We start from the raw sequence: 23,795 nt of genomic DNA, 5'->3' as shown, positions 1-23,795 counted from the left end.
ATAGAGTACACGGAATAGTGAAATAGGGGGGCGGGCCGCCGGGGGCATACGTAAAAAAAGAATACCTTCGCAGGAGAGTTTTGTAGCCACACCGACCTCATGAAATTGTACGTACTGACTATGACCGCCATTCTGTGCGGGATACTCTCCTGTACGGGAGGGGAGTCGGGCCAGGCAGCCGGAGTGTGGGAAAGTGGAGCCGGTGCCTCCGAAGTGACGATCTCCATACGGGCCGAGCCGGTCGGGCTCAATCCGATTCTATCGATACACAACATCTCCCGGTACGTCTACGGAAACATCTTTCAGACCCTCAACGATCGCGATCCGGATACCTTCGAACTGGTGCCCCTGCTGGCTTCCACCCCCGTAGTCGAGAGCGGGGCCGACGGCACCACCAGCTATCGGTATACCATCGATTCGCTGGCCCGGTGGCCCAACGGCACCGACGTCACCGCCGCCGATGTCATCTTCAGCCTTAAGGCGCTCCTCAACCCCCTGGTGGAAGCCGGACCCTATCGTCCCTATTATGACATGATCCAGGACGTGGTGGTCGACTCCGCCGACCAGCGTACTTTTTACGTCATTACCGAAAGTCCCTACATCCTGTCCGAGCACGCCATCGGGGATCTGTACGTCTATCCGCAATATGCTTACGATCCGGAGGGCTACCTCAGTGACGTCTCCCTCGCCGACCTCGCCGATCCCCGGCGGGCGGAAGAGCTGGCCGAAAGTAACGAGGACCTACGGGCCTTCGCCGACGTGTTCAACAGCCCGGACACGGCCCTTAACCCCGACCGTATCGTCGGCAGCGGTGGATACGCCCTGATCGGCTGGGAACCCGGTCAGCGGATCCGATTGAAGCGGCGCGACAATTACTGGGCGCAAGACCGGACCGAGGAAGGACTGGTGGCCTATCCCGATTATCTCAACTTTCGCATCATTTCCGACTACTCGGCCGAGATCAACGCGCTGCGCGATAATATCGTCGACGTAGCCCTCGATATGCCGGTCGACGTATTCCGGGACCTGCAGGACGACGAATACCTCACGGCGAGCTACGACTTCGTAGCCATTCCCGGCTTCAAGTATTTTGCCGTTCTGCTCAACAGCGACGATCCCCTGCTCGGCGATTCCCTCACGCGGCGGGCGCTGGCCCACACGGCAAACGTGGACCAACTCATCGAACAGTTGCTGCCCGGACTCGCCCAGCGCGTCGTCGGTCCGGTGCTGCCCACGAAATCTTATTACAACGACGATCTTCCGGTCATTCCGTACGATCTCGCCGCCGCGGAGCGCTTACTGCGGCAGGCCGGCTGGTCGGATACCAACGGCAACGGTATCCTGGATCGCGTCATCGAGGGGGAGCGACGGGAATTCCAGTTTCAATTGCTCTCCTTCGCCATGCCGACGAGCGAAGCGGTCACGCTCGTGATTGCCGAAGGGGCACGTAAGGTGGGCATCGATATCGAAGTGGTCAGGATGGAACCGCGCGCCCTGACGTCCATGCTCGATGCCGGTGACTTCACGGCATCCTTTTACGGTCAGGGGTTCAAACCGACTCCGGACGATTTTACCCAGGTATGGGCCTCCACCTCCGTGCCGCCCGGCGGAACCAACCGGGGTAACTTTCACAATGTCGAGGCGGATAGCCTCATTCGGCGGATTGCCGTGACTCCGGACGCCGATGTAAGGGACACGCTCTACCGGCGGTTCCAGGAGATCATCTACGCCAACCAACCGATGATCTTTCTATATTCACCCTACGACCGCGTAGTGATCGCGAAGCGGTTCGAGTACCGCATTAGCGCTATGGCCCCCAACTTGAAGTTCAACGCGCTCCGGCTTAAAGTCAACCAATGAAAACCTTTCTTATTCTTCTTGCACTGTTGCCCCTGCTGGCGTACGGTCAGGACACCACCGCCGTAGCCCCGGTCGATACCACCATTTACAGTTTTGCCGACGAGGTGGCCCGCTTTCCGAGCCCCTGTGAGCGCTACGACACCACCGCCGCGGCCAAGTGGCAGTGCGCGCAGAATTACCTGCTCGAATACATCTACCAGCGCGCGCTATACCCCGCCGAAGCCCGCGAACAGGGGATCAGCGGAACGGCCGTCGTCGCCTTCATCGTCGAACGTAACGGCCTGATCAACCGCCCGGAAATACTGCGTGACCCGGGAGGCGGTCTCGGCCTCTCCGCCCTGCGCAGCGTGATCGGTATGCAACGGGAAGTACTCTGGCGACCCGCCTTCAAGGACGGAGCGCCCGTCCGTTACCGCGTGGTGCTGCCCGTCCGCTTCCGGTTGGAAGAGCCCAAGCCCTACGTGATCATCGATCGCGATACGGTGTATACCGAACTGACGAAGGGGGCCACCTTCACCGGCAACGACGGGAATCTGGCCGGCTACCTGAACGAAAAAATAACTTACCCCGACATCGATCAGGACAGCTGCGCCACCGGGCAGATGGATATGCAACTCATCATTCAGCCCAACGGCCTAGTTGCCGTCAACGACATCATCGATTACAACGATCTGGGGGTGGCCTTTACCGCCAAGGCTATCGACGCGGCCACCGGGTCGTTCGGCAAGTGGATCGCCGCCGAGTACGAGGGGCGCAAGGTCGCCAGTGCCTACGACGTCTCCTTCACCTTCGCACCCACCGATCCCGGATGCCAGTACCTGGTCCAGGATTACAACACGGCGCTTGCCACGATGCAGGAGGCCCAGTTGCTCGTACGTGACAGTAGCTCGCTGACCGCGGGGCTCGCGAAGATGGATAGCGTGGTCGAATCTTTTCCCCGCGATGGGCGCTTCCGCATTTTACGCGGCCAGACCCTGCTCGACAACAACCGGCTCGCGGAAGCCTGCCAGGACCTTACCCTGGCTAGGGAGATCGCCCTCATCGATTGGTACGATTCGGTGCTCCCGCTGATCTGCCGGCCGGAGGAGGACGAGGAATAATTCGTATACGGCGGGCGCGCGGGAGCAGTGAGAGCGGAGGCGTACCGCACCGTGCCTTCGGGTAAGGGGCGCATTGTACATTGTGACCCTAAATGCCCCTCTCGTATGTACAAGCCCTTACTATCATTACTACTCTGTTTGCCGGGACTGACCACCCAGGCCCAGGATACCCCCCCGAGTCCGCCCCCCGCCGCTGATTTACGAATGTACGACATCGCCGACGCGCCCGATCCGGCCCGCATCGAGGCGGACGTGACGACACTCGTCAACTTCGGTACCCGGCATACTCTCAGCGATACGGTCAGCACCACCCGGGGCATCGGAGCGGCCCGCCGGTGGATCTTTGCCGAGTTTGAGCGCATCAGTGACGCGTGCGGAGGTTGTCTGGAAGTAATGTACCAGCGCAACCTGGTCGAGGGGGATCCCGAAAGCCGTATCCGGGAGGACACCTGGGTCGTAAACGTCATCGCCGTGCAGCGCGGCGACCGCGACCCCAACCGCTTCATCATGATGAGCGGCGACATCGACAGTCGGGTCAGCGATGCCCTCGACGGCAGCAGCGACAGCCCCGGCGCGAACGACAACGCCAGCGGGATGGCGGGTGTACTGGAGGCCGCCCGGGTACTGACGCAGTACGACTTCCCCGGATCCATCCTGTACGTCGGATTGAGTGGCGAGGAGCAGGGTCTCTTCGGCGGAAAGGGAATGGCCGACTGGGTCGCGGAACGCGAATGGGAACTTACCGGCACCCTCAACAACGATATGATCGGCAACATCACCGGCGTGGACGGCGTGACCGACAATACCAGCTTTCGCATCTTCTCCGAGCCCTACTTCCCGGACGACGTGAACGACGAACGCAAGAATATCTACCGGCGCTTCTTCGGGGGGGAAGTCGATGGCCCCAGCCGTCAATTGGCCCGGTACATCGAGCGCCAGACCCGTCAGTACGCCACCAACCTGGAACCCATGATGGTCTACCGCCTGGATCGCTTCGGCCGCGGTGGTCACCATCGGCCCTTCAACGACGCCAACATTCCCGGCGTACGGATCATGGAAACCCACGAAAATTACACCCAGCAGCACCAGGATCTGCGTACGGAAGACGGCATCGAGTACGGCGACCGACTCAAGCACGTCAACTTCCCCTACGCCGCGAAACTGACGGGCGTAAACGCCATCACCCTGGCCGGCCTGGCCGCCGCCCCCGCCGCCCCGCCCCTGGTGATGATCGGAGGCGCGGTAGAGCCCAGCACCCGACTACGGTGGGAGGAGCCGGAAACCGCTACGCCCATTGCCGGTTATTACGTTCACTGGCGGCTGACCACCGCCCCCCAGTGGCAGCACAAACGCTTCGTACCCGCCGGGCAGCTTGACTACACCCTCGAAAACATCGTCGTCGATAATTACTTCTTCGGCGTCTCCAGCGTCGGTGTCGACGGCAACGAAAGCGTGGTTGTATTCCCGAGTACGCTGATCCCCCGCGGGACGAAATAGACGACCCTTACTCCGTAAACCGCAGGTCCCGCACGTAAGCCAGTCGCTCCATCTCCAGAACCTCCAGACTCAGAAAATCGAATTCCCGGGTCACGCGGCCGCGCAGTCGGTATACCCCGGCCCCCCGGAAGGGGCAGCGCGCGTATACGTCCGGGAAGTGAACACTGTCGAAATACCGCCCACGCTCATCCAGCCAGCAGCCGAAACTCATACGTTCGCCCTTCACCGTGGGGACGACCTTATCGCACACGAAGTAGCCCCGCAGTACGATGGTTCCGTTATTCGGAACGTGGACCAGAGGATGGGTCGGCCGGGCGGCGGCGGGATCCGCCACGCAAAGATCCCATGAATTCACGGGCATCCGGTGGGTCGGGTCGGTCTCTACTTCCTGACCCGCCCTCCGTTCGGTGGCGGCTGCGGTGAGCCAGAAGGGGGAGCAGAGCGGAAAGCCCAGGAGTTCCATTTCGTCGAAGGCCTGATCGAATTCCGCTGAGGACAATCGGTGGCCGGGACGGTAATTAGGCGTCTCGTCGAGCTGAAAGTCGTGGTCGGGAGGAGAGCGGACGAAGAGGTTCATGGACGGTTCACGGCGCAGGCGGGGATTGAATACGGCGTTTTTTTCCCACAGCAATTCAGATTTGCGTTTACCGGTAAAGCGAAAGGCCCCGATACGGATGAGCAGTTCCAACTGACTGCTCTCCACGTCGACGCGGGAACAGAAGTCAGCCAGATCGCCGAAGGGACCCTCCCGCTGCCGGTCCAGTATGACGCGGTGGATGAGCTGTTCCGACACCCCCTTCAGGTGAATAAAGCCGAGGAAGAGGTCCTTGCCCCGGAGATCGGTCAGGTAGAGGCTACGGTTGATGCAGGGAGCGTGGATCCGTGCTCCGGCCATGCGGGCTTCGTGTACGTAGAACTCCGTTTTGTAGAAACCCCCGAAGTTGTTGATCACACCGACGATAAACTCCAGGGGGAAGTAGGCCTTCAGGTAGAGACTCTGAAAACTCTCCACGGCAAAGCTGGCCGAGTGGGCCTTACAGAAGGAGTACCCGGAAAAGCTCTCGACCTGTCGCCAGACCTCCGCGGCTACTTGGTCGGAATGGCCCCGCTCCCGCGCTCCCGCAAAGAACTTCTGCCGCAGTTTCTCGAAGGTATCTCCGTTGTGCTTCTTTCCACTCATGATGCGGCGCAGTACGTCGCTCTCGTCGAGGTCCAGGCCGGCAAAGTGGTGGACGATCTTCATCACGTCCTCCTGGTAAACCATAATACCGAAGGTCTCGCCCAGGTGCTCCTCGAAGACGGGGTCGATGTAATCGAAACTGTGCGGGGAGTGGTAACGGCGAATGTATTCCTTCATCATGCCCGACTTGGCCACGCCGGGCCGGATGATGCTCGAGGCCGCCACCAGGTGTACGTAATTATCGCAGCCCAGTTTGGTGAGCAGGCCCCGCATGGCCGGCGACTCGATGTAAAAACAACCCAGAGCACGGCCTGATTTGAGCATGGCCCGAACGCGGGAGTCGGTCTTGATGGCGTCGAGATCCTGCAGGTCGACGGTGCGGCCGTGATTGCGGCGCACGAGATCGGCGGCGGAGCGCAGGTGCCCGAGTCCCCGCTGACTCAGCACGTCGTACTTGTGCAAGCCGAGATCTTCCGCGTGGTACATGTCGACGTGGGCTACCGGGAAGCCCTTCGGCATCAGTCGCTGGGCCGTATGGTAATAGATGGGTCGCTCGGTGATGACGATGCCCCCGGCGTGAATGCTGAGGTGATTGGGCAGGCCGACCAGCCGGCGGGCAAGGTCGACCACGGTGCGCGCCTTGGGATCGGCTGCGGCCCGACCGTGGGGGTCGCGGACGAGTTGGTCGATCTCTTCCTTCGGCAGGCCGTACACCTTGCCCACCTCCCGCAGCGCGGCGCGGCCCTGAAAGGTTGCGTACGTAGCCAGCAGCGCGGTATGCTCCCGGCCGTAGCGTTTGAAGACGTAGTCGGTCACGTCGTCCCGCTCGTCCCAGCTGAAATCGATGTCGAAGTCCGGCGGACTGGCACGGTAGGGGTTGATGAAGCGCTCGAAGTAGAGGTCGAGTTCCAGGGGGTCGACGTCGGAGATGCCGATGCAGTACGCCACGATCGAGTTGGCCCCGGAGCCCCGGCCCACGTGTTGGTAGCCGGCCATGCGGGCGTAACGAACGATGTCGTAGGTGATGAGGAAGTAGGGGCAGAAATCCTGCTTTTTGATTACGGCCAGCTCCCGTTCGGTACGTAGGCGGGCCTTCTGAAAGCGGGGGCCGGGGGGATAGCGGCGGGCGACGCCGGCCAGGGCGAGTTTCTCGAGGAGGTGGTAGTCGCCTTCCTTGGAACCGGTAAAGTGCTGGCGGTTGATCTGTAGTCCGGTTTCGAGTTCGGCGGTACAGGAGTCGATGATGCGCTGGGTATTGCGTACGATGGCGGGGTAGGGGCGGTAGAACTGTTGGAGGGTAGCGGGGGGAAGCAGCCGGTCGCCGCGCTTGGCCAGGTCGCGGGGCGTAAGTTTGGTGTGCACCGTATTGCGGTCGATGGCCCTCAGGGTACGGTGCAGTTCGTAGTCGTCTTCGTTGACGGCGACGACCGGCGCCAGTACTACGAGTTTATGCTGGTAGTGCAGCAACTCGTGACTGAAGAGGCGGTTGACGTGCTGGGGGCGGATGCCGAGCAGTTCATTATCGCGAAAGTCGCGAATGGGTTTACAGAGGCGGGGGTAGACGATCCAGACATCGTCCATCCGCGGGGGCACGGCGGGCAGGGGACGGTCGTCGAGGGAGTGCTCGCTCAGGAACCGGCAGAGGTTGTGCCAGCCCCGGGCGTTACGGGCCAGCCCGGTGTAGAGCCACTGGGCGTCGTCGTCGCGAAAGGTGATGCCCAGGATGGGTTTGATGCCCGCCCGGCGACAGTGGGCGACGAATTCCACGGCGCAACTCGTGTTGTTGTTGTCGGCCAGTGCCAGGCATTCCACTCCCCAGGCGGCGGCTTTCTCCACCAGGTCACGTGGAGGCAGCACCCCGTAGCGTAGGCTGAAGGAAGTATGGCAATTCAGGTGCACGAATGATCAGTTGCGAACGACTGATGCGGGGGAACAGACACGGGAGGGCAGGGCGGGGTAGTGGGTGGCTGAGCGTGCCACCGTACCCCGGGAATGGGTGAAGTACATGTTTCGTGAGTATTAACTAAACTGAAAAAGCAAACAAAAACGGGGGATAGCGAGCAAAAACCGCAAGTACACGCAAACCGAACGCGCCCCGGAAGCGTATGTACCTACACGTTTTCACCCGCAAGGTAGCGTGTCGTCTAACTTTAAAACAAATAATTTGTTTTAAAAATAATTAAAAAACAATTTAGGTAGTAGTTTATTGTCCGTTACCGGGTCGTCGTCCGCACGTTATTGCGTGCCGTAGGGCGTGGCTGATTATTGCAATTGTTTATATTGGGATAATCTTAAGGTTATATCTAGGTAGCGAGACACTACAGAACAAAATACGGGTATGAATCAGGCAAGCAACAGCTACCAACAGATATTCTTTGACCGCTTGAGTCGACAATTTGCCTCGCGCAGCCAGTTGGTACAGGAAGTCGCGAAGGTCCTGCACGTTGGACGCGATGCCGTTTACCGCCGGTTGCGGGGTGATACCGCCCTGACCGCCGACGAGCTGATGTTGCTGGCCGATGTATTCAAAGTGCAGACGGAGAGCGGACACCTACGGAAGGATCGCGTACCGACGCTGCGGTATCCGGAGAGCCGGAACTTCGTAAAGAATGAGTTCGATCACTTCATCCAGCTGATGAAGGGGTTGAACGAAATGAAGAAGTTGCCGGGAGCACGGGCCGATCTGGCCACTCCCGAACTGCCGATGTACTACGAAATGTCAACGCCGATGCTGCGAAGCTTCAAGATATTCATGTACGGCATCACGACCTGGAACCTCAAGAAGTGGAAGCACCGCAACTTCTCGCCCGACCTCATCAGCCCCCCACTCCACGACATCGTTCATCAGGTGATCCGGGGGCACTACACCGTCCCGGCCCGGGAACTGTGGTCGGTCGGTATCCTGGACGTGACGCTCCGGCAGATCAACTACCTGGCGCAGGTAGGCCGGTTCGAAAACACCGAACACCTCTACCAACTCTTCGATGAACTCTTCACCATCGTCGATCACCTGGAGCAAATGGTGCGTACCGGCAAGCGTTTTCCGCTGGGGGAAACTCCCACGGACGACAGCCCGGCCTTCCGCGTGTACCACAACGAGCTATCGAACACCAATAATATCATTCTAGTGAACTCGGAAGTCCGCTCCTACTTGTTCACTACGCTGGTCACTCCCAACTACATCGCGACGTCCGATCCGGAGCTGTACAACGAAGCCCGGCAGTGGTTCGATAACCTGATCGAACACGGCAGCGCCCTGCATTCGGAAGCCGGGAAGTACGCCGCCCAGTACTTCGGCTACCTCCGCAGCCAAATTAAACAACACCGCGAGCGGATAATGATCAGCCAGCAGGTGTTTTAGGGGGGGTGAAGGTGTGAAAACATGTTAAAATTTCGTAAATCATACCCGTATTCGAACAAATTCGGGTAAAACCACGTAACTTATCACGTATAGTTTCGGTGGCTAGCCGGAATTATTAATATTCGATAAGCCTGTATGCATAAAATTGCATTAATGGCCACTTAACGTTGAATAAATGTGCGCTATCTTAGCGCCATAAAATCGACTTGCTTGCAAGTTGATATAAAGAGTAGGTTTATTTTTCATGAGAGACGCTGTGGACAACACAGTCGTATAACAAGGACCCGGGCAATTGCGCCCGGGTCTCTTTTTTTTGCGGCATCCCGCCCCTTATCTTGCCGTCATGGAACCGCTCCGCAAAGACAAGCCCGGTCCGGGCCTTTTCCTCCTCATGACGGCCGTCTACTTCGCCAGCTACTTCGGCTTGAAGTACGGAGTCTACGGTGGAGATATGCCCGTTCTGCTGAACATTCTCCTGATTGCCGCGTGCCTGGGCTTAGCCCTGTTGGTGCGTCAGCGGGGGAGGAAGGCGAACTAAACAAGCGGAAACCGACTTACGGAATCACCAAACCTACACCTGAGACATGCCCACTTCCACCCGCCGCCGGTTCCTGCGGCAATCTACCGCGGCCGCATCCGCATTGCTGCTTGCCCCGACGCTCATTGCCTGCGGGCGCAACAACACGGCTTCCACCGGTGAAAGCCCGGCTCCCGCGTCCCCGCCGCCGGGAGAAGAGCGTAAGGTAGGCGTCGCCATTCTCGGACTGGGCGGCTACGCCCGCGGACAGATCGCACCCGCCCTGCAACTCACCCAGCACTGTGAACTGCGGGGAATCATTACGGGCAGCCCGGACAAAATTCCCGAGTGGCAACGGAAGTACGCAATCAGGGATGAGAACGTGTACAGCTACGACACGATGGAAGGTATCGCCGACAATGACGACATCGACGTCATCTACGTAATCACCCCCACGGCGACCCACCGCGATTTTGCCGTCCGGGCCGCCGCCACCGGCAAGCACGTATGGTGCGAAAAGCCGATGGCCATGACGCCGGAAGAGTGCCAGGACATCATCGATGCGGCCAACCGGGCCAACGTCAAGCTCAGCATCGGCTACCGCATGCTCCACGAGCCCAATACCCGCAAACTCATTCAGCTCACTAAGGATAAGGTGTACGGGGATCTGACCTCCGCCCATTCCTACGCGGGCTACGCGGGCAACCCACCCCCGGCCGATTACTGGCGTGGCCAACGCGATATGGGCGGCGGGGCGCTCTACGATATGGGAGTGTACACCGTGAATGGCCTGCGTTACGGAACGCAGATGTCCCCCACGGCCGTGGTAAAGGCCATGCAGCGGCGGCAGGAGCGACCCAACGGCGTCGATCTCACCACCACGTATACGCTCCGGTACGCCAACGGCATGACCGCCGAAGGCAAGACCAGCGTAGTGGAAGACTATAACGAACTGCACATCGAGGCCGCGAAAGGCTGGTACGAGGTGCAACCCATGCAACCCTACCAGGGCGTAAAGGGTAAAACGAGCGACGGGAAAATTCTGGGCCCGCCCGTGCCCAATCAACAGTCCATTCAGATGGACGACGACGCGCTGGCTATCCTCAACGACACCGAAGTCCTCGCTCCCGGAACGATGGGCAAGGCGGACATTGCCGTTATTCGCGCCATCATCGAGAGCGCCGAAACCGGCCGGGAAGTGACGATCTAGGGGGAAGGGGATGGATGGACACGTTCAAAGATGGCAGATGGCCCCGCCGGATTCCGGCTGGCCGTCGGAGTAGCCGCGAAACGCGTAGGGAGAGCTGCCGGGCAAAGTGTACATTTGAAACCCTAAACTTCTTGCATATGTATCCGACCTGGCGCTGGTACGGTCCCAATGATCCCATCACCATCGACGAAGTGACCGCCCTCGGCGTAGAGGGCGTGGTGACGGCACTGCATCACGTAGACAACGGAGCGGTCTGGGACCGGGCGGAGATTCGCCAAAGGAAGAAGGAACTCGGCTCGCTGCCGTGGTCGGTTGTAGAAAGCGTTCCCGTTCACGAGGGCATCAAACAGAACGCGGAGGCTGCCCCCCAACTGATGGAAAACTACCGGCAGTGCCTGAGGAATCTGGCCGCCGAGGGCATTACGACCGTCTGCTACAATTTCATGCCCGTCCTCGACTGGACGCGGACCCGGCTGGCCGTACCCGTTCCGGGAGGCACGACGGTGGCCCTGTACGGACTCGATCTCGTCGCCTTCGATGTATTCATCCTGGCCCGGGAACACGCGGCAGAGGATTATCCGGCCGAGGTGGTCGAGCTGGCCGCCGACCACTACGAGGAAATGTCGCCGGCCGACCGCGAAGAGGTAAGTGCTACCATGCTCAAGGGACTTCCGGGGTCGGAGGAGAGCTTTACGCTGGCCACCTTCCGGGATGCCATCGAGCCCTACCGCCACCTCAACCGGGCTACCTTCAAAGACAACCTACGCCGTTTTCTGGAGGGGGTCGTTCCCACCGCCGCCCGCGAAGGCATTAAACTGACTATCCACCCCGACGATCCGCCCTGGCCCGTCGTCGGCCTGCCGCGCATCGTCTCCACCGCCGATGACCTGCGCGAGCTGCTTGCCATGGTAGATGATCCGGCCAACGGACTCTGTCTGTGCACCGGATCCCTGGGGGCCCGTTCGGACAACGACCTACCTACCATAGCCCGCGAGTTCGTAGATCGCATCAATTTCGTTCACTTGCGCAACGTTAAACGCGATCTCCACGAGAGCTTCACGGAAAGCGGTCACCTGCAGGGAGACGTGGACATGGCGGCCGTCGTCCGGGAGTTGTTGCAGCGGGGAGCAAAAATTCCCTACCGCCCGGACCACGGATTTACCATTTTCGACGACCGCAAGCGCCGCACCAATCCGGGCTATAGCCTATACGGACGGATGCGGGGCCTGGCGGAACTCGAAGGTTTGCGTACCGGCCTATCGGCTAGTTGATCAGCGTCACCGATCCCTTGAAGGGAACCGTCATACCGTTGCGGAGAAGAACCGTGCCTACGTAAGCAAATACGGCTCCGGACAGGGGTTTGCCCCGGAAGGTGCCGTCCCAGCCCGGATCCTCCTCGCTGTCCTGCACCCAGATGAGCTCACCCCAGCGGTCGAAGATGCGCAGGTCGGTCACGGAAACCACGCTGCCGCCCCGGTGTACCCGGAACACGTCGTTGACGTCATCCCCGTTCGGGCTGAAGGCCGTAGGGGCGTAAATGCGGGGCAACTGGTTCACGTTGACCACGATGCGTTCGCTCGTACTGCAGTTGTCCGCGTTGGTGTAGGTGACCGTGTACTCGGTCGTGACGGCGGGCGCGGCCGCGGGAGCGGCGCAGTCGGTACAGCTGAGTCCCCGGGCCGGCGTCCACTCAAAGGTACCGGAAGCTCCGGGGGCCTCCCGGGTTCCGACGTTCAGGACAACCGTATCTCCCAGGTGAATAGCACGGGAATTGACCAACTCGATCGCGGTGGGCGTAGGCTCCCGGAACACGATGGGCTCCAGGGGGAAAGCGCAACCGCGGGAGTCGATCACCGCGATCCGGTACGTTCCGGCCGGGAGGCCTTCGAAGGCTGGAAAAGTTTGCTCCCGGGTAGCGTTCAGGCGGTAGGTGTAGGGAGGCACGCCACCTTCGGCCGAGACCGTGATGGAGCCGCTGTAGGGCATGCCGCAGGCAAGCGGGGTGGAAGCGGCACTTGCCCGGAGTGGGGGAGAGCCCCGCAGGGCAAAGTCGTAAGTGATCGTACATCCGGTCGCATCCGTAATACGTACCCGGTAATCGCCCTCGTATAGCTTGGTGAGGGCCCGGCGGTCATCCGTGCCCGCCAGGGGAGCTCCGTCACGGAACCACCGGAACGAGTAGGGAGATTGACCGGTGAGCTTCGTAGTAGTAATGCCGCCGCCGATACCGCACCCTCCCTGATCGACGGAGAAGGTCGCGGCAAAGGTGGTCTCATTTTCTACGGTATAGGTGTACGTGCGTGGGCACCTGACACCATCCATGAGGGTAAGCGTGTAGGTGCCGGCTTCCGTGACTTCGAGTACGGGGGCATCGTCGCCGATCGGTTGGCCGGCGGCGTCCGTCCATTCGTAACTCACGGCGTCGTCGTCCGCGACGGTGACCGAGATGCGGCCGCTACCTTCTCCGCAGACGAGGTGGTTGATCGCGACGTCCCGGACGGTGAAGATGTCGGCGGTGGACAGGTAAACGGTGTCCATGGACAGCCCGCACTTGTTACCGACGAAGGCCAGGAGGGCATCGGTTTCTCCGGCGATCACCTGCACGGATCCCCGGTCGGCCCGTAACATCCGCTCATCCGGAAGGGAGCGGAAGTATACCGACGGCGCGTAGGAATTGGAGGAAACCCGGACGGTAACGGTATCGCCGGGACAGGGATTAGCGGGGGTGGTCGTGATCTCGTAAGTGAAGGGCGGATCGATGGCGGCCGTAAAGGATTCCGTATGTTCGATACAGGCCTCGGTGATGGTGACGGAGTAAGTACCCGGTTCGGATACCGCCAGGCTACCGCCCGTGCTGCCGTCGCTCCAGCGGAAACTCGCTCCACTCGTGCGGCGGGGATACACTACGACGGTATCACCGGGATTGCAGATGGCTACCGTATCGGCGAATAGATCGGAGATCACGGGACGCTGTACGTTCACTTCGTCGGTCACGGCACAGCCCAGGGGGGTGGACACCCGCAGTGCGTAACGCCCGTCGACCGACGGCCCACCCCGCAGGGTAAGCACGCGGCCGGTCTGGCCGACCATTGCGATACCGTTGCGGTACCACTGATAGGTGGCCCCGGGGGTGGCTTTTCCCGTCAGGGTGATTTGTTCGTCACACACGGTCAATCCGTCTACCTGCACCGGTCCGGCGACCGGTTGGGTGAAGGCATCGGGGGTGTTCAGGATCAGGTTATCGATGAAGTAGTAGTTGCGGTAGAGTCCGCCGTTGGGGCGTTCGTGGTCGGGAGCGCAGGAGCCGCCAATGGCAAAACCGGCGTAAGAGCCCCGGGCGATAAAATCGGCCTGAGCGGCGGTCCAGCTGCCGGGGCTACCGTCAAGGGTAATGTTGGTGATCAGTTCGTAACCGGCCGCGCCGGCTTCCTCGGGGCAGGAATAAAACTCCCCGAAGTTCAGTTGTCCGCATTCGCGCACGCCGTAGATGCTGAGTTCGATGGGGCCGGGCGACTGAATATCAATGGAGCTGCTGTCCTCTACGGCTACCTGCGGTTCCATAAAGCCGAGCGAGAAGGTCAGGCGGTAAGCCTGGCCGGTTTGCATCCGTTGGCCGTCAACCAGGCAGGCGGCGAGGTACTCCCGGTACTGTTCGGTCGTGGAGCCGTTGCCGTTCACGAAGTTCCGGTTGGGCGCGTCCTTGATGCCTACCCAGAACCCGCTTACGCCCGTCCCGCTGGGGAGGGGCAGGGGAAGTTGGGCCGGGAAGTAAGGTCCGGCACCGGGGAGGGTAAAGGCATTCCAGGAATCGGTGGTCCCCAGAGAAACCCGTTGCCAACCGGTCAGGCAGTTGGCCTGGTTCACCGCGTCGGGGAGACCACCGGGCTGCACGGAAGTACAGCCGGACTGATCGCCGTTGAAGTGTTCCAACGAGGGATTGGGCAATAAGGAAATAACGTCGGAAGAGAGAGCGCAGCTGCAATCGTCTTTATCGTTCAGATCAACCAAACCGTCGCCATCGTCGTCAATGGAATTGGTGCAGTCTTCTTGTGCGAATAAAGAGGGGCCTACTAAAAAGAAGGCTAGCAGCAACGCCCAAGTCCTCATGAAGAGGACAGGCTGGGCGGTTGTCACTGTGTTGTGTTTAGTTCAATAGTGTTGTAAGTCGCTACAAATATAAAGAAAACTTTATACGCAGCGCAATAACTACACACTAATAAACGTAACACGCCCCAGTTGTTCGCGCGCGCCCCCGAAATTTATCGCATAAGCATCACCGTTCCGTGCACGGTCGTCGTGGTGCCGTCCCGCAAACGGAGGGCTCCCTGGTACACGTACACTCCGGTGCGCAGGGGTTCTCCGTCAACGGTGCCGTCCCACTCCGCTGCTTCGTCGATCCGTTTCTGCCAGATCATTCCTCCCCAGCGGTCGAAGACGCGCAGGTCCAGCACGTCGGCGATCATGGGGTTGGAGTACAGGGCGAAGCGGTCGTTCGTTCCGTCGTTGTTCGGACTGAAGGCCGTAGGTGCGTACACGCGCGGCGAGTTATCCACAACGACCCGCACCGAATCGGTCACGCTGCACTGTTCGGGAGAAGTCACGGTCACGGTGTAGGTAGTGGTGGCTTCGGGACTGACGATCGTGCTCAGGGTGGATTGTACCTCCGAGGGCAAGGTTTCGCCGGCGGGCTGCCAGTTTACCGTATTGAGGTAGGGGTCGATGCCTTCGATCCGTACATCGAGGCTGGCGGACTCGCCCAGCGTGATGCGGTGGTCTTGTCCGGCATCGACCGTGAATCGGGTGGGGGCGTCTACCCGGGTGGGTAAGGGATAAGCCTTACAATTCGCCGCATCGGTGACCATGACCTGGTGCATCCCCTCCTGAAGCCCCGTAAAGACCGGCCCGCCCTGCTGGAGCGTATCGGCGAGTACGTAGGTATAGGGTAGGGTCCCCCCCCGGGCGGTCACGGTGAGCGTACCGGCGGAATCCGGATGGCAACCGGCTACCGTGGGAGTGGCCGTGACCCGGAGCGGTTCGGCCCCGGTTACGGCAAAGGTCGTGGTGTCGACGCAGCCGGCGGCATCCGTTACCACGGCGGCATACGTGCCCAGGTTCAGCTGGGTGGCGATGGAACTATTGCGGGCAACGGGTGCGGCGTCCGCTTCCCGCAACCAGTTGACGGCGTAGGGAGGAGTGCCGCCGGTGACCAGTGCAATGGCCATGGCGTCGTTTCCGCAGGTTACGTCCGTAGCGTTTACCTGTAGATTAAATCGTTGGTTATCGGTGACTTCGTACGAACGGGTGGTAGGACAATGACCCGGGCCGGTGAGGGTCACGGTATACGTGCCGGGAGCGTCGACCAGTAGGGTAGTGGAGGCGTCGCCGACGGACCGACCGTCAGCATCGGTCCAGGCGTAACTAATCTCGTCGCCCTCCACGGCAAGTTCGATCTTCCCCTGAGGCCCCCGGCAGTTGGTATCGGTGATCCGGGCCTCGGGCGCGAAGGGGGTAGCCAGGGGAATGGAAATGGTTTCGGAAGTAACTCCGCAGGCCGAGATCAGGAGGGCTTGTAGCTCTTCCGTTTCCCCGGCCACTACCCGGATGGGGTCGGATTTGTACGCGTAGTGGCGTTCACCGTTCGGTAGGCTGTAAACGGTCAGCGAGGTATACCAGTCGGTGGACAGCGCCACTTCGACGGTGTCTCCGGGACAGGGGTAAGCCGGCGTAAGGGTGTAGGTATGTGGGATCTCCGTAGTGTGTACCGCCGTAAACCGCTCCACCCGTTGAATGCAGGCCGTACTGACGGTCACGGAGTAGTCGCCCGGTTCGCTCACCGCGTAGGATTCTCCGGTGCTGCCGTCGCTCCAGGTATAGGTAGCCTTACCGTAGTGGGCGGGGTAGAGCGTCACGGATTCGCCGGGCCGACAGAGTGCCACGGAGTCCGGAAACTGATCGAAGACCAATGGCCGCTGAATGGTCACGCCCTCGGTGACGGCACAGCCGCCGGGGGTGGTGACCCGCATCGTGTAGTTGCCGTCGGTGTGCAGATCGGGCGTAATGGTGTGCTGACGGTCGGTTGCTCCGGGTATCGCCACTCCATCGCGGTACCACTGGTAGGTAGCATCCTGCGTGGCTGTTCCCGTTAGCACGATCTCATCGGCGCAAACGGTCTGTCCCTTTACGGACACGGGGCCGGCCACCGGTTGTTCGAAGGCGGAACGTTCGTTGAGGATCAGGTCGTCAATAAAGTAGTAGTTGCGGTACAGCCCACCGTCTGGTCGCCCGATATCCGCGGCGCAGGATCCCCCGATGGCAAACCCGGCGTAGTCTTCGGCGGCGGTGAAGTCGACACTCGCGGGCGTCCACTCTCCGGGCGTTCCCGGGACCTTGACGTTGGCAATGAGTTCGTACCCTTCGGCGCCGGCCTCCTCGGGGCAGTCGTAGAAACCGCCGAAGTCCAGCTGGGCGCAGTCGCGGACGCCGTAAATGCTGAGCTCGACCGGCCCGGGGGAAGCGAGGTCAACGATGGCCCCGCTGTATTCGATTTCCAGTGTCTGGGGTTTCATAAAGCCCAGTTGGAAGGTTAGCCGGTATTCCTGAGCCTTGCGGATGGACTGTCCGTCTTCCAGGCATGCGGCCAGGTATTCCCGGTAACGCTTGGCGAAGGTTCCGTTGCTGTTACGAAACTGACGGCCGCGCGTGTCCTTGACGCCTACCCAGAAGCCGGCAACACTGGTGCCGCTCGGTAGGGGTTGGGGAAGTTCGGAGGGGAAGGCGGGCGGCGAGCCGGGAAGGGTAAAGGCGTTCCAGGCATCGGTCGTGCCCAGCGAAACCCGCTGCCAGCCTTCCAGGCAATTGGCCTGGTTGGTACCGTCGGGAAGCCCGCCCGGTTGCCGGGAGGAGCAGCCCTCCTGACCGGAGTCGAACGCTTCCAGCGATGGATTGGGCAACAGCGAAGGCGTTACGGAGGGGAGTCCGCAATCACAGTCGGCAGTATCGTTGAGATCGATCAGTCCGTCCCCGTCGTCGTCTATACCGTTGGCGCAGTTTTCCTGGCCGGCCAGAGAGGTGAGTAGGGACAATAGGAGGATGGTCACGCAAAAGCGTGCGCGAAATTGTTTTCGGGACAACACAGGTAAGAAGGTGTAATAATGAGAGACGAACAGTACACGGGTATGATTTCCGCTAAACGGAAATCATCGAAGTCAGCTCATTAACTACATTTCCCCTGCTAAAAGTGTGTGGGGCCTAAAAATGCCAGCGACGAAAAGCCTCCATGGCCTCGTACTCGGTGAGTCCGAGTTGATTGTAGAGGCGGGCGGTTTCCCGGTTGCGCTGTTCGGCACGCTGCCAGAACTCGCGTTGATCCTCTCCCTGGAACATGGCTCCGTCCTTCTGGCTTTGATGGAAAAAGATAGCGTTGCGCTTAGCTTCCACCTGCGCGGGACTGAGGGGGACAGCCATTTCGATTTCGTGGATGGGCCACTCCTGCCACGCCCCGCGGTACAACCACAGCCAGGTATCCTCCACCGTGTTCGGGCTATCGGACTTCAGTTCGGCGAGCGCCCGGAAGATGGCGTCCAGACAGACCTTGTGGGTACCGTGGGGGTCCGCCAGGTCGCCGGCGGCGAAGATCTGGTGGGGGCGCACCCGTTCGATGAGCTCGCGGACCAGCCGGATGTCTTCCGGGCCCAGGTCGTTCTTCAGGTGTTTACCCGTCTCGTAGAAGGGCATGTCGAGAAAGTGAATGTACTCGTCCGTGAGGCCCGTAAAGCGGGCTCCGGCGACGGCTTCCCCCCGCCGGATGAGTCCCTTGATCTTCCGGATGTCCGGAGAATCGGGTTCCGATTTCTGCCGGTTGCCGGAGAGTTCCTCGATGATGAAGTCGAGCCGCGCGTTGCCCGCACCGAAACCGTCGTTGAGGTCCCGGGTAAACTCGGCGTACCGCAGCGCGTCAACGTCGGTGACGGCAATGTTACCACTGGTTTGGTAGGCTACGTGGACTTCGTGCCCCTGGGTTACGAGACGTTCGAAGGTGCCGCCCATGGAGATCACGTCGTCGTCGGGGTGGGGGCTGAAAATGATGACCCGCTTGCGCTTGGGGTCGGCACGCTCCGGGCGCTGGGAGTCATCCACGCCGTACTTACCCCCCGGCCAACCCGTAATCGTCCGCTGGAGGATGTTGAACATCCGGATGTTCAATTCGTAAGCGGAACCGTGGAGTGCGAGCAGATCGGACATCCCGTTGCTGTTGTAGTCGCGTTCGGTAAGCTTCAGGATCGGACGATCGACGTGGCGGCTAAGCCAGATGATGGCCTTGCGTTCGAGGGTTTCGGTCCACTCACAGGGCCCCACCAGCCAGGGCGTGTTGAAGCGGCGCAGTTCGGCACTGGATTCTTCGTCGAGCAGGATGGTTACGTTGGGGTGGTCCTGCAGGTAAGTGGCCGGGATTTCCGAGGTGCGTTCTCCCTCGATCGTCTGCTGAATGATCTCCGCTTTCTTGTGGCCCCAGGCCAGCAGCACGATTCGGCGAGCCTTGTTGATGGTTTGGATTCCCATGGTGATCGCGCGGGTGGGTACGTTGGAGATCCCCTGGAAGTCACCCGCCGCGTCGACCCGCGTAAGGTGGTCGAGGGTGATCAGTCGCGTAAGGGATCGCGAGTTGGAGCCCGGTTCATTGAACCCGACGTGACCGGTACGGCCGATGCCGAGTAACTGGAAGTCCAGTCCGCCCGCCGCTTCGATCCGCGCCTCGTAATCCATACAGTGTTCGTACACTTCGTCCAGGGGGATATTGCCGCGGGGGATGTTGATATTCTTCGGCCGAACATTGACGTGATTGAACAGGTGTTCGTGCATGAAGTACCAATACGACTGCCGGCTGCCCGGTTCCAACTGGAAGTACTCATCGAGGTTAAAGGTGATTACGTGCGAGAAGTCCAGGCCTTCCTCCTTGTGCATCCTTACCAGTTCGGCGTACACCCGGATAGGCGACGATCCGGTGGCCAGACCCAGTACGCACTTTTCTCCCCTGCCCGCCTTGGTCCGCATAAGATCCGCGATCTCGTGGGCCACGGCGATCGAGGCCTTGGCCGCATCCTTAAAGACCTCGACGTGCATCTTCTCGTAGCGCGTAATGTCCGTACTGCCGACGTGGCGGTAGGAAATATCGGCGGAGGCGGTGTCGTGAATGGAGAGGATGTCAAGCATGTGCGGTGGGTTGAAATTAGCTGGAAAGATAGCTTTTCACCCCGACTTTCCCCGGCTCGGTCCCGCTAAAATGTCAGCGTAAGTCCGCCGCCCCCGGCCCCGTTCGAATATCCTCCACCGAGGGAGAGACGGCTGCGGTGATTGCGGGCCCAAACCTTGTGCACGTGAGGAACCATAATGCCGAAAAACGCACCGACCCCCAGGCCCACCACCGAGTCAGTCGGAAAATGCTTCAGGGCCCGTACGCGCTGTACCCCGACAAACGCCGGCGGAATGGCGGCCAGCGTAAAGGCCAGGGCCCGCTGTCCCCCGGTCCACTGAGGGTTGTAGTCGGAAAGCACCTTCGTGAAGAAGAAGGTGCCCACCGCCGTGGTACTCACGTGGCCGCTGAAGAATCCATTACGGTTATTGCCCGCCCGGCGATCCTCGAAACTCAGTTCGTCGTAGTACACGACGGGGCGGTACCGGTCGATGAAGCGGGGGCCCAGCGGACTGAAGGCGTACGTCGCCGCCGACAGCGCATGCGCTTCGAGGTAGAGCACCGTAATGTCCAGAAAGTCCTTACGGAACTTGCGACTGACGAATAGGGTAGCGGGCAACAGCATCGAGGCGTTGAAGACCCGGTCGCTCGCATCCTCCCCCCGGAATCGCCGCAGCGCGTCCTGTTCCAGTCCCCACCGGTCGAGCCGGCTCGTGCCGGTTTCCTGCAGCCGCCGCAGGGTGCCGTCATCGATGTCCGGCTTACGGCGCAGACTCTCGATTCCGGCGGTGCTCCCCAGCATCAGCGCGAGTCCGCCCAGCCCTTCGTAGAGGGTTTTGACCCGGTACACGGAGGATTCCTCCGGGTCGATCGCGACCGCCCGTTGGGCCGTGAGCGGGGTCAGTAACAGGAAAAGGCAAAAGCTGGGTAGGTATCGGATCATTCGGTCGGGGTTAAGTCACCCTTCCAACTGTGATTGGCGAACCGGAGTTCGGGTCAGTACCGCAACACCAGGGAGAAACCGCCGGCGCCCCCGCCGTACACGGGCTGCAGGACGAGGTCGCTGGAGTGCCGCTGTTTCCACCACTTGTGCAGGGAGGGAACGCCGATGCCGCTGATGGCACCTACCCCCAGGCCGATGAGCACGTCGGAGGGGTAATGCTTGAGGGCCTTAACCCGCAGCCAACCGCCGTATAGGGAGGGCAGCGTGGCCCCGGTGTAGAGCAACACGCGCTGCCCGCCCGTGAGGTCGGGATTGTAGTCGTCGATCATCCGGGCCATATAGTAGAAGCCCGTAGACATGGTCGATACGTGACCGCTGAACGTACTGTTGCGGTTGTTGCCGTCGGTCTCCCGCTCGGGATCGATCTCATCGTAATAAACGACGGGGCGGAAGCGGTCGATGCCCGTGGGCCCGAACGGGGCAAATCCGTAAAATAGCCCCTGGGAGGTCTGCGCCTCGAGGTACATCAGGGTAATGTCGAACCAGTCCTGGCGGTACTTCTTCCAGATAAAGAGGCCGAAGGGCGCCCACTGTCCGGTGTTGAAGAAGTAGTCCGACTGGATCAGTGCCTGCTTGTGGCGATCGTAGTCGCGGGTCACGGCTACCCGGTCGAAGCCGTTGATGTCGTCCTTGTCCAGTCCCTGGATCACCTCGATGGCGATGCGGGGCTTATCCTGTAGCTCCAGCAGTCGCTGCTGACTGAGGTAGGCGCCGCCGGCGACCAGGGGGATGCTTACCCACGGATTGACGGCGTAGCGTTCCGAAGACCGGAAGGCGGCAAAGAACCCACCCCGCTCGGCGGACAGGGAGTCGGAGGAAGTACTTTGGGCGGGCAGGAGGGTGGTGGTCAGCAAAACCAGGCAGGTCAGCAGGCTACGCATGCGGGAATGGTGTAGGGTGAGTAAGGGTTTTATAAATCGTCGGATCGGGTAAGATGTTTGCTCCCGCCCTCCGCCGCCGGATGCGATGCTCAGGACTGGAAGATGCTCTTGAGTATTTCCACCGTGATCAAGTAGGTCGGTTTGACGCCGTCCACGCCGAGGCTTCCGCTCGCCAGCGTGTGGCCGGTCACGAGGGGGTTATCGCTGGCGTAATACGCGTAACGCAGCCGCAGGTCGGGATTGACGCTTTTGCGGATGTGGGTGGCCGCCTGAATGGCCTTCTGGTAGTGGGCGCCCTCCATCTCCAGGCCCACGGCCCGCCAGCTGCTCTCCACGAAGTATTCCAGGATCTGTCGGTTCTGCAGACTGGTACCGAGCACCGTCACCATCGGACCGGCGTACACGCCCAGTCCGTGGTTTTCGAAGCGCTCGGCCGTGAAATCATTGGAGAAGGGGTAATTATCGGCCGTCCCCTCGAAAATGTGGGCGTCAGGAATCATCAGGTCACCCTTGATGCCCTCCAGAATGCCGGCCTTCCCCATAATGTTGATGCTCTCGACGGGCATGTCGTAGACCTTGTCCGACCCCGGCACGTGGTAGGGCCGCAGTAGCTCGTCCATGCTCTCGTAGGCCTGCTCCCCGAAGGCGTAGTCCATGACGAGGATGACGGGCGCGGTGTCCGGGTTGGCTGCTGCCGCGAAATTCAGTTCGGCACTGATGAGCTTGGGGTCGCAGGCCGCCGTGTCGAAGATTTGCACCCCGATGTTGCTGCCGCTGGTGTCGATCAGTTCGGTCATGCCGTTCTTCAGGGCCATATTGGTCACGACCTGTCGCAGGGGGCGGTGCTCGGGTTGGGAAAGGGCGCGGGCGACGTCGAACACCGAGCGGCTGCCGCGCAATTTTTGGGCGGTGGCCGCGGGAGCAAAGAGGGCGTTCATCGTGCTGTGCAAGTTGGCGCTCACGATGTGCAGGGGGCGCTCGATGAGTCCTCTTTCCAGCAAGGTTTCCTTGACGGCCGCCGCCCACAATTCGCCGTAATAGTGGTGCCCGGTTTTCTCGCGCAGGGAGCTGGAGAAGGAAATTTCCCGGTCCAGATCGGATTCAATCTCGTCCTTGGCCATCTGACCGAGCCAGTAGGTGATGTGAAATAAGGAATTGACCATGTCCTCCTCCGCGAAGCGGCGGCAGGCGTGTACGATCTCGTCGTAGGTACGCCCCAGCAGGGTACTCAGGTAGGTGTACGCGGTTTCCACCTTGAATTCTTCCCCCTTCTTTTCGTGCTCGACGATCTCGGCCAGGAGCCGCCATTCGCGTTTCTGCCGGCCCTTGCTGTCGAGACTGTTGCGGTAGATCTTGCTGGCTTCCGCGTACAGGAAGGTCAGGTGAGTAAGGATGTCGTAGATGTCGCTGCGGCCGCGCGTCATTTCGATGTACATCTCCAGGACGTCGATGCGGTAGGCGTTGCGGCGGCGCTTCGGGGGTACGATGGGTTCGAAGTGGCTATGTTCGTAGCCCTCGCGGGTAATGAGGCGAATGAAGCGGCACTCCTCGATGCCCTGAGGGAGGCGCTGGAACACGTAATGCAGTCCGTTAAGTTCGACCCGCTCCTGGTCGGTGATGGAACCGTAAATTTCCGGGCGCAGGATCATGAGATTGTCGAGCAGCGTCTTGCCGCTCATGCCGCCGGGTTTGTAGCTGCCCCGGATCAGCAGGTGGCGCATGGCAATGTAGAGTCGCTGGACGGCGGCCCGGCTCTCCTGAGCGCGCGACCGGGTCTGGTTGGGTTGCATCATGCCGCAAAGGTAATTACCGATCCGCAGCGGCGGTAGCCGACGGGTCGTAAGTACGGACGGCACGTTGATTCCTGGCCCGCCCGCCGGACCGGTCAGCGAAAACTTAATGTTTGCGACGACAAAATCACGTCCGCCGCCCCGATCGTTAGGAGTATTGTGTGCGGGGCGTCAACCAATGTTGCGGAAGAAAGTGCGGATTGATT

Annotated in this window: 14 protein-coding genes; 7 read left to right on the top strand and 7 right to left on the bottom strand. The window is 60.7% G+C overall.

Annotated elements, in window-relative coordinates:
- Positions 1 to 120: 120 nt before the first annotated feature.
- From NMA52_RS07535 to NMA52_RS07525, 3 genes are all read left to right on the top strand, one after another.
- Positions 121 to 1,860, top strand: a complete 1,740-nt coding sequence (locus NMA52_RS07535; RefSeq protein WP_254827048.1) for an ABC transporter substrate-binding protein — start codon at positions 121 to 123, stop codon at positions 1,858 to 1,860.
- On the top strand, positions 1,857 to 2,960 hold the full coding sequence (locus tag NMA52_RS07530) for an energy transducer TonB (RefSeq protein WP_254827047.1): 1,104 nt from the start codon (positions 1,857 to 1,859) through the stop codon (positions 2,958 to 2,960). The genes NMA52_RS07535 and NMA52_RS07530 overlap by 4 nt, the downstream gene beginning before the upstream one ends.
- Positions 2,961 to 3,065: 105 nt before the next feature.
- On the top strand, positions 3,066 to 4,457 hold the full coding sequence (locus NMA52_RS07525) for a M28 family metallopeptidase (RefSeq protein ID WP_254827046.1): 1,392 nt from the start codon (positions 3,066 to 3,068) through the stop codon (positions 4,455 to 4,457).
- A 7-nt stretch (positions 4,458 to 4,464) separates the two neighbouring features.
- Here the strand turns inward: NMA52_RS07525 and NMA52_RS07520 are convergent, their stop codons facing one another.
- The gene (locus NMA52_RS07520; RefSeq protein ID WP_254827045.1) at positions 4,465 to 7,536 is read right to left on the bottom strand and encodes a DNA polymerase III subunit alpha; all 3,072 of its coding nucleotides are present in this window, start codon (positions 7,534 to 7,536) and stop codon (positions 4,465 to 4,467) included.
- A gap of 439 nt (positions 7,537 to 7,975) precedes the next feature.
- Here NMA52_RS07520 and NMA52_RS07515 point away from each other — a divergent pair, with 439 nt between their 5' ends.
- The 4 genes from NMA52_RS07515 (at position 7,976) to uxuA (ending at position 11,996) form a co-directional block, all read left to right on the top strand.
- Positions 7,976 to 8,998, top strand: a complete 1,023-nt coding sequence (locus NMA52_RS07515; protein WP_254827044.1) for a hypothetical protein — start codon at positions 7,976 to 7,978, stop codon at positions 8,996 to 8,998.
- 343 nt (positions 8,999 to 9,341) lie between these two features.
- Positions 9,342 to 9,536 (top strand): hypothetical protein, encoded by a 195-nt coding sequence (locus NMA52_RS07510; protein WP_254827043.1) that lies wholly within the window; start codon positions 9,342 to 9,344, stop codon positions 9,534 to 9,536.
- A 46-nt stretch (positions 9,537 to 9,582) separates the two neighbouring features.
- Positions 9,583 to 10,725 (top strand): Gfo/Idh/MocA family protein, encoded by a 1,143-nt coding sequence (locus NMA52_RS07505; protein ID WP_254827042.1) that lies wholly within the window; start codon positions 9,583 to 9,585, stop codon positions 10,723 to 10,725.
- A gap of 137 nt (positions 10,726 to 10,862) precedes the next feature.
- Complete coding sequence (gene uxuA, locus NMA52_RS07500) at positions 10,863 to 11,996, top strand: mannonate dehydratase (protein WP_254827041.1); 1,134 nt, start codon at positions 10,863 to 10,865, stop codon at positions 11,994 to 11,996.
- Here uxuA and NMA52_RS07495 read toward each other — a convergent pair.
- The 6 genes from NMA52_RS07495 to NMA52_RS07470 form a co-directional block, all read right to left on the bottom strand.
- Complete coding sequence (locus NMA52_RS07495) at positions 11,989 to 14,670, bottom strand: T9SS type B sorting domain-containing protein (RefSeq protein WP_254827040.1); 2,682 nt, start codon at positions 14,668 to 14,670, stop codon at positions 11,989 to 11,991. The genes uxuA and NMA52_RS07495 overlap by 8 nt on opposite strands.
- 314 nt (positions 14,671 to 14,984) lie before the next feature.
- Positions 14,985 to 17,822, bottom strand: coding sequence for a gliding motility-associated C-terminal domain-containing protein (locus NMA52_RS19115; RefSeq protein WP_254827039.1), 2,838 nt, complete (start codon positions 17,820 to 17,822; stop codon positions 14,985 to 14,987).
- A 151-nt stretch (positions 17,823 to 17,973) separates the two neighbouring features.
- Positions 17,974 to 19,935, bottom strand: a complete 1,962-nt coding sequence (nagB, locus tag NMA52_RS07485; RefSeq protein ID WP_254827038.1) for a glucosamine-6-phosphate deaminase — start codon at positions 19,933 to 19,935, stop codon at positions 17,974 to 17,976.
- Between the two features lie 65 nt (positions 19,936 to 20,000).
- Positions 20,001 to 20,858, bottom strand: a complete 858-nt coding sequence (locus NMA52_RS07480; protein ID WP_254827037.1) for a phosphatase PAP2 family protein — start codon at positions 20,856 to 20,858, stop codon at positions 20,001 to 20,003.
- 53 nt (positions 20,859 to 20,911) lie between these two features.
- Positions 20,912 to 21,799 (bottom strand): phosphatase PAP2 family protein, encoded by an 888-nt coding sequence (locus NMA52_RS07475; protein WP_254827036.1) that lies wholly within the window; start codon positions 21,797 to 21,799, stop codon positions 20,912 to 20,914.
- Between the two features lie 89 nt (positions 21,800 to 21,888).
- Positions 21,889 to 23,592, bottom strand: a complete 1,704-nt coding sequence (locus NMA52_RS07470) for a hypothetical protein (protein WP_254827035.1) — start codon at positions 23,590 to 23,592, stop codon at positions 21,889 to 21,891.
- Between the last annotated feature and the right edge of the window lie 203 nt (positions 23,593 to 23,795).

This window comes from Lewinella sp. JB7 (genome assembly GCF_024297185.1).
In the GTDB taxonomy this organism is placed as follows: domain Bacteria; phylum Bacteroidota; class Bacteroidia; order Chitinophagales; family Saprospiraceae; genus Neolewinella.
Note: the sequence above shows the minus strand (reverse complement) of the source record. Positions and strands in the feature narration are given on the sequence as shown.

Bases quoted from the DNA above. Each gene is read 5' to 3' on its own strand.
- NMA52_RS07535 (WP_254827048.1), top strand. From the start codon at position 121: ATGACCGCCATTCTGTGCGGGATACTCTCCTGTACGGGAGGGGAGTCG.
- NMA52_RS07530 (WP_254827047.1), top strand. From the start codon at position 1,857: ATGAAAACCTTTCTTATTCTTCTTGCACTGTTGCCCCTGCTGGCGTAC.
- NMA52_RS07525 (WP_254827046.1), top strand. From the start codon at position 3,066: ATGTACAAGCCCTTACTATCATTACTACTCTGTTTGCCGGGACTGACC.
- NMA52_RS07515 (WP_254827044.1), top strand. From the start codon at position 7,976: ATGAATCAGGCAAGCAACAGCTACCAACAGATATTCTTTGACCGCTTG.
- NMA52_RS07510 (WP_254827043.1), top strand. From the start codon at position 9,342: ATGGAACCGCTCCGCAAAGACAAGCCCGGTCCGGGCCTTTTCCTCCTC.
- NMA52_RS07505 (WP_254827042.1), top strand. From the start codon at position 9,583: ATGCCCACTTCCACCCGCCGCCGGTTCCTGCGGCAATCTACCGCGGCC.
- uxuA (WP_254827041.1), top strand. From the start codon at position 10,863: ATGTATCCGACCTGGCGCTGGTACGGTCCCAATGATCCCATCACCATC.
- nagB (WP_254827038.1), bottom strand. From the start codon at position 19,935: ATGCTTGACATCCTCTCCATTCACGACACCGCCTCCGCCGATATTTCC.
- NMA52_RS07480 (WP_254827037.1), bottom strand. From the start codon at position 20,858: ATGATCCGATACCTACCCAGCTTTTGCCTTTTCCTGTTACTGACCCCG.
- NMA52_RS07475 (WP_254827036.1), bottom strand. From the start codon at position 21,799: ATGCGTAGCCTGCTGACCTGCCTGGTTTTGCTGACCACCACCCTCCTG.
- NMA52_RS07470 (WP_254827035.1), bottom strand. From the start codon at position 23,592: ATGATGCAACCCAACCAGACCCGGTCGCGCGCTCAGGAGAGCCGGGCC.